Origin of the sequence: Draconibacterium sediminis (genome assembly GCF_000949475.1) — a bacterium.
GTDB lineage: Bacteria > Bacteroidota > Bacteroidia > Bacteroidales > Prolixibacteraceae > Draconibacterium > Draconibacterium sediminis.
The window spans coordinates 228,076-237,494 of sequence record NZ_JRHC01000007.1 but is presented as its reverse complement, the minus strand read 5'-3'; the positions used below and the strand labels follow the sequence as shown (position 1 = coordinate 237,494).

Annotated in this window: 9 protein-coding genes and 2 tRNA genes; 5 read left to right on the top strand and 6 right to left on the bottom strand. The window is 40.0% G+C overall.

Annotation, left to right across the window (positions count from 1 at the left end):
* Positions 1 to 132: 132 nt before the first annotated feature.
* Positions 133 to 206 (top strand) — tRNA-Thr (locus LH29_RS21695).
* 15 nt (positions 207 to 221) lie between these two features.
* A tRNA-Tyr gene (locus LH29_RS21690) sits at positions 222 to 303 on the top strand.
* Positions 304 to 378: 75 nt separating this feature from the next.
* Here the strand turns inward: LH29_RS21690 and LH29_RS21685 are convergent.
* Entirely contained in the window at positions 379 to 1,932 is a 1,554-nt protein-coding gene (locus LH29_RS21685; RefSeq protein ID WP_045033417.1) for a nitrilase-related carbon-nitrogen hydrolase, read from the bottom strand.
* A 141-nt stretch (positions 1,933 to 2,073) separates the two neighbouring features.
* Here LH29_RS21685 and LH29_RS21680 point away from each other — a divergent pair, with 141 nt between their 5' ends.
* The 3 genes from LH29_RS21680 to LH29_RS21670 all read left to right on the top strand — a co-directional run bounded on the left by LH29_RS21680 (position 2,074) and on the right by LH29_RS21670 (position 3,878).
* Positions 2,074 to 2,790, top strand: a complete 717-nt coding sequence (locus LH29_RS21680) for a response regulator transcription factor (protein ID WP_198152546.1) — start codon at positions 2,074 to 2,076, stop codon at positions 2,788 to 2,790.
* Between the two features lie 24 nt (positions 2,791 to 2,814).
* The gene (locus tag LH29_RS21675) at positions 2,815 to 3,330 is read left to right on the top strand and encodes a Crp/Fnr family transcriptional regulator (protein ID WP_045033415.1); all 516 of its coding nucleotides are present in this window, start codon (positions 2,815 to 2,817) and stop codon (positions 3,328 to 3,330) included.
* Positions 3,331 to 3,392: 62 nt separating this feature from the next.
* Positions 3,393 to 3,878 (top strand): hypothetical protein, encoded by a 486-nt coding sequence (locus LH29_RS21670; protein ID WP_045033414.1) that lies wholly within the window; start codon positions 3,393 to 3,395, stop codon positions 3,876 to 3,878.
* Between the two features lie 130 nt (positions 3,879 to 4,008).
* On the opposite strand, the gene LH29_RS21665 is transcribed toward LH29_RS21670, so the two are convergent.
* From LH29_RS21665 to LH29_RS21645, 5 genes are all read right to left on the bottom strand, one after another.
* Positions 4,009 to 4,464, bottom strand: a complete 456-nt coding sequence (locus LH29_RS21665) for an ATP synthase subunit K (protein WP_045033413.1) — start codon at positions 4,462 to 4,464, stop codon at positions 4,009 to 4,011.
* Positions 4,465 to 4,527: 63 nt separating this feature from the next.
* Positions 4,528 to 6,333, bottom strand: coding sequence for a V-type ATP synthase subunit I (locus LH29_RS21660; RefSeq protein ID WP_045033412.1), 1,806 nt, complete (start codon positions 6,331 to 6,333; stop codon positions 4,528 to 4,530).
* Positions 6,330 to 6,935 (bottom strand): V-type ATP synthase subunit D, encoded by a 606-nt coding sequence (locus LH29_RS21655; RefSeq protein WP_045033411.1) that lies wholly within the window; start codon positions 6,933 to 6,935, stop codon positions 6,330 to 6,332. The genes LH29_RS21660 and LH29_RS21655 overlap by 4 nt, the downstream gene beginning before the upstream one ends.
* A gap of 17 nt (positions 6,936 to 6,952) precedes the next feature.
* The gene (locus tag LH29_RS21650) at positions 6,953 to 8,071 is read right to left on the bottom strand and encodes a universal stress protein (protein ID WP_045033410.1); all 1,119 of its coding nucleotides are present in this window, start codon (positions 8,069 to 8,071) and stop codon (positions 6,953 to 6,955) included.
* A 19-nt stretch (positions 8,072 to 8,090) separates the two neighbouring features.
* A complete protein-coding gene (locus LH29_RS21645) occupies positions 8,091 to 9,416 on the bottom strand; it encodes a V-type ATP synthase subunit B (RefSeq protein ID WP_045033409.1) in 1,326 nt (441 codons plus the stop codon).
* Positions 9,417 to 9,419: the final 3 nt, after the last annotated feature.

Here is a 9,419-nt window from a genome sequence, read left to right as displayed (position 1 = left end):
CTTCGTAGGTTCGAATCCTGCTCTTCCCACCAAGGGAATAACTAAACAAGTTGTTCCCTTTTTTTATGGAATTCTATCTTTTGCAGACGATGGTTTAAATCAGCACGTTCTAAAAAAAAATAATGAAAAAATGCCGAATTAGCTCAGTTGGCCAGAGCACGTGATTTGTAATCTCGGGGTCCCCAGTTCGAATCTGGGATTCGGCTCATTTAAAATACTTTGGGAAGATACCGAAGCGGTCAAACGGGGCAGACTGTAAATCTGTTGGCTCAGCCTTCGTAGGTTCGAATCCTGCTCTTCCCACAAAAGAAAAAGCCTCTCATAAAATTTTATGAGAGGCTTTTCTGTTTTATAGCGATTGTTTTATTCGGTAGCTTATTAATTGGTGGTTTTCCGTGTCCCAATTGAATATACAGTTTTTGTCCTTTTTCTATAAAATTGAATTTTTACATAAACCGAAAATAGCAGAAACCCAAAACAAAGAAGAACAAGGATATTTCCAATTTTGGCATATATGGTTGGTGACGAACCTACAGGAAGGTCGGCATATAAAATACGCTCACTATTTTCTGATGTAAATTGTTTGGCAACTAGCTTGCCCTGCTGGTTAACAACCATATTGATTCCGTCGCTTCCGTTGGCCCGAATTAATGAATGTCCGTTTTGTAGGCTTGCAAATTGAGCCATTTTTGCGTGCATAGGAGCAAATCCCTGCCAATCATAAGAAGGTACAAGCATTATATCAACCTTGTTTTTATTTGCTTCCTTTATTAAAGTTGGGAAATCGTAATCGTAGCAAATAACATTGCTTAGCTTCCCATATTCTGTATTCAAATAAGGAAGTTGCGAATCTCCGGCGTTAACTAATGGCAACTCTGCTGGTGTTGGGTGCGCCTTTTTATACTCCCACGCAGTAGTTCCATTTTTATGAATTAGGACGCTTTTATTATTTATTGGCTTGGGTGCTTTCGAATTGTTTTCCTCAAAAAAAGCCATCAGAATATAGACGTTGAACGACCTCGATATTTCTTTTACTTCAGCAAGAAGATTAGGCAATTGTTGTTGATTTATGAACAACGCAGCCTCATTCCAGACTATAATCTTTGCCCCGACTTCAGCAGCTTTGCGGGTATTTTTTAGTTGCGTGTTGATATCATCTTCGTTTGAAAAAAATGATGAAGGAATTTTCATATCAGGCATTTTACCAAGCTGTAACAACGTTTCCTTTTCGCGTTCGGCTAAGCGGAGTAAATCAAAAGGGCCGCTTACGGTGGCTACATTTACTTTTTGCTGAGCTTCCGGTTGAGTATTCATTTGAACAAAACCATAGCCAATGATCAGAATAAAAACGGTACCGAATGTGATCATACTACTTTTTATCTTAACAGGATTGAAATCGTTTTCGCTTAGCCAAAATACAATAGCTGCCAACCAGCAAATTATGAATGTTATTCCATGCAGTCCGGTTAAGGAACTTAATTGAGCAAGGGGAGTAAACGAAAACTGTGATTGCGCCAAAACACCCGAAGAGCCCAAAACTGAAGTTGTTAATACTTCAATCACCACATAAACCGATGGGAAAATGAACGTTTGCAGGAACTTCCCTTCTTTGGTATACAAAATCCTATCGATGAAATAAATCAAACTATTCACCAACGCAAAAGCAAGTCCGTTTATAAATGCAAAAAACGGATCGTTAAACAGGTTGTGCGTACGTTGAGTAATTATACCAACCATTACCAAGAATGTAAATAAAAGAATGAATTGTGCGGTTTTTGCCCTACGCGAAAATTGCAACAAAAATAAGGGTGCTAACCAGGCGAACAGTCCGTATTGTTTTTCCTGTCCAATAAATAACAGAGAGATACAACCTATTACCAATGCGATAAAAAGGAAGGCTTTGCCACGTATAAATATCTTGAGTTTTTCCATAATTCACTTTGCATTTTTAACTTTGGTTGCAAAATTATGGTGTGGATTTCGAAAGAAAAATAGTGAAATATAACTATACCAATGCATAATAAATTGAATCATCTTTATACGCAACGATTAAACCATCAAAAATCTCATCAATTGGCGATAACTGACGAGGATTATGAAAGTATCAGGCCGAAAATTGAAATGATAAAGCGTTTGGCCGAGATCGAAAGCTCGATTTATGCCGTTTTCGATTTGCATAAAAATAGTTACCTGTTGCAAAGTAAAGAGCAAATGGAACTATTTGGTATAGCTGATCACGAAGATCAAAGCATTGATTTTGAATTACATTATAAACGTATACATCCCGATGATCTGGCATTTGTATTGGAAACAGACAATCTTCAACACCGGTTTTTTTCAACCCTTCCGTTTCACGAAAAGAAAAACTATAAACTAGTTTATGATTTCAGAACTCAAAATGCCGATGGAATTTATGTACGACATATGCACCAAAGTATTCCCTTAGAGCAAGACCAGAATGGGAAAACATGGCTTACCCTTGTGATTTCACACCCTATGTCGGAGCGGGCACCTAATGAGAAACCCCAACGACGTATGATCAATATTAAAACCGGAGAATTACACCTGTTTAATAACGTGGACGGAGAAAGTTCGGGGATGGTTCTTACGAAACGCGAAAAGGAGGTGTTGCTTTTGATTAGTCGGGGGTATGATAGCTATAATATTGCGGATAAAATGCAGATTAGCATCAATACGGTAAATAATCATCGGCAGAATATTCTTCGAAAAACGAAAACAGAGAATGCTACACAGTCGGTGTTATATGCTAAACGAATCGGGATAATATGATAACTCCAAGAATTAAACAAAACAATGAACAACGAAAATCTCCATACCAATCAGGAACTAAAAAAAGGCGAATACTTTGTAACACAGGGCCAGCAGAATTATAAAATCGGAAAACTGTTAAAAGGGGTGCTGCGTGGTTTCACTTTAAATAATGAAGGAGAAGAAATAACAACCCATTTTTTTATTGAGAATGATCTCATTTCCGGAAATTATATCCCGAACATACCTGCAACTATGAATATTCAGGCCCTGGAAGATTGTCATATTTCGGTTGCGAATTATAAGGCCGTTTTTTCGTATGTGAATACCGACACCGAACTAACAAACGTTTTCCTTGAGCATTTCAGGAAACTAAACAAACAAAATAATTCAAGAATTGAGGCGCTGATTTCCGGTGATGCTTTAACAAAATATAAATGGTTTCTTCGCGAATATCCTAATCTTTTAAACAGAATACCTCATTATTATATTGCAAATTTTCTGGGAATTACTCCAACACAATTAAGCCGGATACGAAAAACGCTTTCTCAACAAATGTAAATGAAATGCTCAGCTTACACCTTTTAATTTGTATTGAAAATTAATTCAAATAAAAGGGTATTATGAAAATTGAAAAACCAAACAGAGTGTCTCATGCCTATGTGCAAACCATACATGGAAAAATGGAGGAAATTCTGCCGTTGTATTGTCCTGTGAGGGAGTTGGACTGGTGCGAAAACTGGAATCCCAAAACCGTGTATAGCAACTCCGGTTTAGTTGAGAAAGACTGTATTTTTATTACGCCGGACGGAGAAACCGACGTTGTTTGGATTGTAACTGATTATGACACAGAAAAGGGGCACGTAGAAATGTTTTACCATGTTCCACAGGTACTTATCACAAAACTGGAGATTCAGGTTACTGCTTTATCCGAAAACAAAACTGAGATTGTTCTTACCTACAGTAAAACCTCTTTAAGTGAGAAAGGCGACAAAATTTTAGAAAAATTTACCAAAGAGGAGTATGATATAATGATGGATTCGTGGGAGAAGGCGATGAATCATTATTTGGCAACAGGAATCATGCTTACCAACTTGCCTAATTTTTAACATACAAGCGGAAATAAATCTGTTGCCTATTTGCGAAGGTTTCTTTGAATATAAAAAGGAACTTTCGCAACACCGCGACACATCCTTTTTATTTTCAAATCAAACCTTCGAAGCCTCGTGAACGGCGCATTTACAAACTCATACTAATCAAAAAAGTAGCGGCAAATGCAATAATTGCATACAGTTCAGGGAATACAGCCAGTACCATTGTTTTTCCAAAAATATCGTGCCCTGAGCCGATGCCGGCAATGCCGTTTGAGGTTACAGTGCCCTGGTTGAGTGCCGAGAAGAAACCAACAAAACCCAGCGTTAATCCGGCAGCCATTATTGCTACTCCTTGTAACATGGTCATGTCGGCAGTAATTATTCCCTGGCTGTTAATGATAAAAAAGCCGGCAAAACCATATAGTCCTTGTGTTCCGGGCAAGGCGCTCAATAGCAGGTAACTACCAAATTTGTCGGGTTTTTTCTTTAGTGCTCCAACGGTGGCATTTCCTCCTTTCGATACACCAACAGCACTTCCAATTCCCGAAAAAATAAGCATTATCGCTAAACCTATATAGGCTAAAATAACTGCAGTTGTCATAATCGTAGTTGTTTAAAGTTTATTGTTTTATATCTTTCTAACTCATCCTTAATCGTTAATCATTCATCCTTCATTATTTGTCTTTCCAAACGGTTTATATTCTTCGCCACCGCCTTTAAAACCGGCACTTTTATAAAACTCCACAAAAGTTAAACGCATGGGGTGTACAAACGAGCCGAGCGACGAAATAAGAATATTTAGGGTGTGCCCCAGTAACAGGAATAGGACAAAAAATACCGGGCCTAATATCTTTGACGCTCCTAAGATTTGCAGGCCAATATCGTTGATAACAAAACCCAAAATGGCGCTCGATAAACCCAGCGCAAACAGACGGATGTATGAAAGCAGATCGCCGAAAATGCCCGTAACGGTTGAGTATACATCCCAAACGCCTTTGCCAATGCGGGCAAAAACATTTACGCCCGGATCGCTGAAAAACAGCACGAAAAATCCGCCCAGCGCTATTATGCCGTATAAAATGGTTTTGTTTTTCGGAATAATTCCGGCACCGGAAAGTAGCGCATAAGCAATACTGCCGATAAGAATTACCAGCCAGCCATAAGTTGCCAGTGCGTAACTAAATCCGAACTGTTTGGTTTGATTGGCGGCTTTAATAAAAAGCCCAAAAATGATTTGTACACCACCCAGCATCAGCGACAGGTTGAACATTTTGTCGGGATTTAGGAAAAGATGGCGAACCCTTTCGGTTAAAGCAAAATCTGTTTCAATAAGGTTAATACCAAAAAAAGTTCCTGAAACGACTCCGAACAAAATTGTTGCAGCGCCTAAAATTTGTATCAGACTTAAATACGGTTTAAACTCCGCTTTGGCTTTTAGTTTATACAAACCGGCGCCAAATACAAACAGTAATCCGTAGCCGGCATCGCCCAGGCAAAAACCAAAGAATAGCATAAAAAAAGGTGCAAAAAATACGGTTAAGTCGAGCTCTGCATAATCGGGCAATGAAAACATGGAACCAATAGGCTCGAAGAGTTTTCCAAACCGGTTGTTTTTTAGCAAAACCGGAATTTTATCGTCGGGTTTGGCTCTACGCGAAAAATAGACTGCATCACTGTCTTTTAAAAATTGGTTCAGCGCCGGTGTTTTGGTTTGTGGAACCCAACCTTCTAACACCATTAATTTGTTCTCCGCTTCTTTATTGGTATTTCGCAGTACATTGTCGAACTCCAGCGATCGGATCAATGTCGTTTTTTCTTCTTCAAGCAAATAAATGGAGTTGTTGGCATAGCTGTTAAAAGTTGTATGAATCGCTTTTATTCTTTCTTCTGTTTCACGAATCTGTTTTTCAATTACAAAAAAGGGTAGAGGTGGTAATTCAAGCTGTTCTGCATCAATCTCAATAGCCTCTTCGTTTTGTTGGATGTGCACAAAAAGCACCTGGCTGGCGGTTTCTGAAATTGACACTATTGGAAAATTACGTTGTTCCAGTTCTATGTATTTCTTATTTGTGGTTTGGTAAAATTCAAGTTGGATTCCTTCCGATTTTAGCTGTTCGATTAGCTCGGGTGAGAAATCTCCCCACGGCAATGCTTTTTGTGCCGCTTTAGACAAGGACTCGAGCCGGGCTTCCAGTTCTTCAAGTTCCTTTTGTTTTTCGGTAAGGTCGTCAATGATCTCCGGTGCCGAATATAATCTCGGTTTTTCCGGTGTTTCACTTTCTCTTTTCTGCAGAAAGTTGATGGCTCGTTCGTATTTGTTCAGTTCTGCAACTTTTTTGGTGGTTTCTTTCGAAGGATCAAGACCTAGCTCGGCAATATGTACAAGGCCAAGTCTGTTCAGTTCAATGAGGAAATCTTCGTATTCCCTGTGAAAAACCAGAAAAGTATATTTTAACATCGGAACAATCATACTGCCGTTGCTTTTTGTTTCTGCTGTCGTTTTTTTACAATTTTTTGTGCCGATTTCGAAAGGTTTTCCTCGTCTTCCAGAAATCGTTTTATTTTCCGGATTGCATCTTCATAGCCCGGAATCTGTACTTTTTCGTAGAGATTTACCTTTTGTGTAGTTTTTTTTCTGGCCCTGTCGAGCAGTGCCATTTTGCGCGCATAAAACTCGCGCCCGGTAACAATTCCGGCCAGTTCTTTTACAAACGAAATACCTGCCGGAAACCAATCGGGTTTTGAAAAAAGGCTAAAATCTTGCTCCTTGAATATTATTTCGTTCATTACCGGAATGGAGACACCGGCAATTTTTTTGCTCGTTATACTAACGTTTTCAATTGTAATCAATTCGGGTAAAAACTCGTTCCACAATCCTGCAGAAAGCTCTTGTTCGCCAATCTTAATTTGTAATTGACGGTTAAAATCATCGGTTTGATCTTTGGCCTTTTTAACCTCCAAACGAAGAGCGGCTTCCTTGTTTTTTAAGGTAGGTAATGCCTTTTGCCTGATCTTCAGTTGTTTGTTCAGGTTGTGGAGGGCAGTTTTATTGTATTGAAATTTTATTGCCAATTTTTTGTTTTAATAAATTAAACCGGAAAAATCAGGATGGGCACATTTGCTTGTGCAATGAGTGTTGATACCAGATCGGTGTGGAAAAATTTGTAAATACCCGAGCGCTTTACCTTCGACAACGATATGATATCGATATGCTTTTTGTCAACAAATTCCTCAATTCCTTTAAGCAAGTCGTCACTCTCGAAAAGCTCGCATCTGATTCGGAATTCGCTGTAATCCCTTTCAAGCATGGCATTTAACTCGTTCACTTTTTCCTGATGTTGCTTGCCGTTGTTTATATCGAAATGAACGCAATAGATCTTTTTCTTAACGGGCTCCAGTATCTTCAGTAATTTGTTCAACGATGAATTATCGGAATCGTAAAAATCGGTTGAGTACAACACGTTAATTTCTTCTTTTCCTTTATAAACTGCGGATAAGGGAACGGCCAGAACCGAGTGTTGTGTTTGTTCAATTACCTTAATCAGCGTTTTTCCCAAAAACTCACCTTCGGCATTTTTTGTAGCGCGTGTTCCCATTAGAATGATATCGGGATTATAGCGTTTACATGCTGCAGTAATTACGTTTTCGGGCGTTCCTTTTAGCATTCGGTAATGCAATTTTACGGCGTTAAAAAGTTCCGCAGGAACCTGATTCTTTAGCTCCCGGCTAAAGTCTACCAGTTTTTGCTGTGCATTTTTATGTGCTTCTTTCAGCTCCATTCTTACGTACTTTTCCCACGAAGCGGTATAACGGCTGGGTTCATTAAAATTCGGGTCGGGATAAACATATAAAATCTTGATCTCGGCATTTTGTTTTATTGCCAGCCCGATGGCATATTTGCACAGGTCAATGCAGTCTTCGCTTAATTTTACGGGAAGCAGAATTTTTCTCAGTCCGGTAAAACTTGCATCATCTTTAACTTTTTCGAGGTCGTAATCTTTATGCAGCTGCAAAAGTCGGGCAATGGCTTTTTCCGACTGCCGGACCTTCACTTTTAGGAGCACTTCGTCGGGATTGTATCGTTCACCCGGGGTCATTCCCTCGTTGGTGAAAAATACTTCAATCCCGATTTCCTCCAGCTTATCTTTAACAAAAGATCCCAGCTGAGGTGTCGAAATCCTAAGGATTGTAACTAATTGATTTTCCATAACAACTCCATTTAATGTTTCATACTATCTGTTTTCCATATTTCTCCACCAACTCGGCTTTTATGCCTGTTTCTGCAGGAGAGAAATATTTATCGAATAATCTCCATGCCGTATCAATCATCGTATCAATTTCAATGTTTATGTCAATGGCAAGTAGTTCATTTGCATAATCTTTTGCAAAACTCATGGTACGTTTGTCGTAATCGGTAAGGTCGAAACCGTTTTCGATTTTGGTTTTGGCATTGGCGGCATCGGCATACAATCGGATGGCCGCATTCATTACCTGCGGATGATCTTCGCGTGTTTTTTTGCCAATTACCAGCTGTTTCAGGCGCGATAAACTTCGGAACGGATCGATGATAACCTTGCCAATGTCGGTTTCTTTACGCAAGAAAAGCTGCCCTTCGGTAATGTAGCCGGTGTTGTCGGGAATGGCATGGGTAATATCGCCGCCCGAAAGTGTGGTAACTGCAATAATTGTTATCGAACCGCCATCGGGGAATTGCACCGCCTTTTCGTATAGTTTGGCCAGATCGCTGTACAACGAACCCGGCATACTGTCTTTCGATGGAATTTGATCCATACGATTTGAAACGATACTCAATGCATCGGCATACAAGGTCATATCGGTAAGAAGCACTAGTACGTTTTGGTTTTTTTCTACCGCAAAATACTCGGCAGCCGACAAGGCCATATCCGGAACAAGCAAACGTTCAACCGGTGGATTTTCGGTAGTATTTACAAAACTGATAATGCGGTCGATGGCACCGGCATTTTCAAAAAGATTTTTGAAAAACAGGTAATCGTCGTTGGTAATTCCCATGCCGCCCAGAATGATCTTATCGGCTTTCGCACGTAAAGCTACCATCGCCATAACCTGGTTATAAGGCTGATCGGGATCGGCAAAAAACGGAATTTTCTGTCCGGTTACCAGCGTGTTATTCAGGTCGATTCCTGCAATTCCCGTTGCTATCAATTCCGAGGGCTGTTTACGGCGAACAGGATTTACCGAGGGGCCACCAATTTCTATCAGCTTCCCGTCCACTTCCGGGCCGCCGTCAATCGGTTGTCCGTATGCATTAAAAAATCGTCCGGCCAGCTCGTCGCTTACAGCCAGCTGCGGTGCATGACCTAAAAATACCACTTCTGCATTGGTAGGAATTCCTTCCGTTCCCGAAAAAACCTGCAGGGTTACCAGGTCGCCTTCAATTTTAACTACCTGCGCCAGGCGGTCGTTAACAAGGGCCATTTCCTCATTGCCAACCCCCGTAGCGTGTAACGAACAGGTTGCTTTCGTTATCTGATCAATTTTAGTATGTATTTTCTGAAAAGCTGTAGTTTCCATTCT

Coding starts and splice junctions, on each gene's coding strand:
- LH29_RS21650 (WP_045033410.1), bottom strand. CDS start 8,071: ATGGAAAATCAATTAGTTACAATCCTTAGGATTTCGACACCTCAGCTG.
- LH29_RS21670 (WP_045033414.1), top strand. CDS start 3,393: ATGAAAATTGAAAAACCAAACAGAGTGTCTCATGCCTATGTGCAAACC.
- LH29_RS21645 (WP_045033409.1), bottom strand. CDS start 9,416: ATGGAAACTACAGCTTTTCAGAAAATACATACTAAAATTGATCAGATA.
- LH29_RS21685 (WP_045033417.1), bottom strand. CDS start 1,932: ATGGAAAAACTCAAGATATTTATACGTGGCAAAGCCTTCCTTTTTATC.
- LH29_RS21660 (WP_045033412.1), bottom strand. CDS start 6,333: ATGATTGTTCCGATGTTAAAATATACTTTTCTGGTTTTTCACAGGGAA.
- LH29_RS21675 (WP_045033415.1), top strand. CDS start 2,815: ATGAACAACGAAAATCTCCATACCAATCAGGAACTAAAAAAAGGCGAA.
- LH29_RS21665 (WP_045033413.1), bottom strand. CDS start 4,464: ATGACAACTGCAGTTATTTTAGCCTATATAGGTTTAGCGATAATGCTT.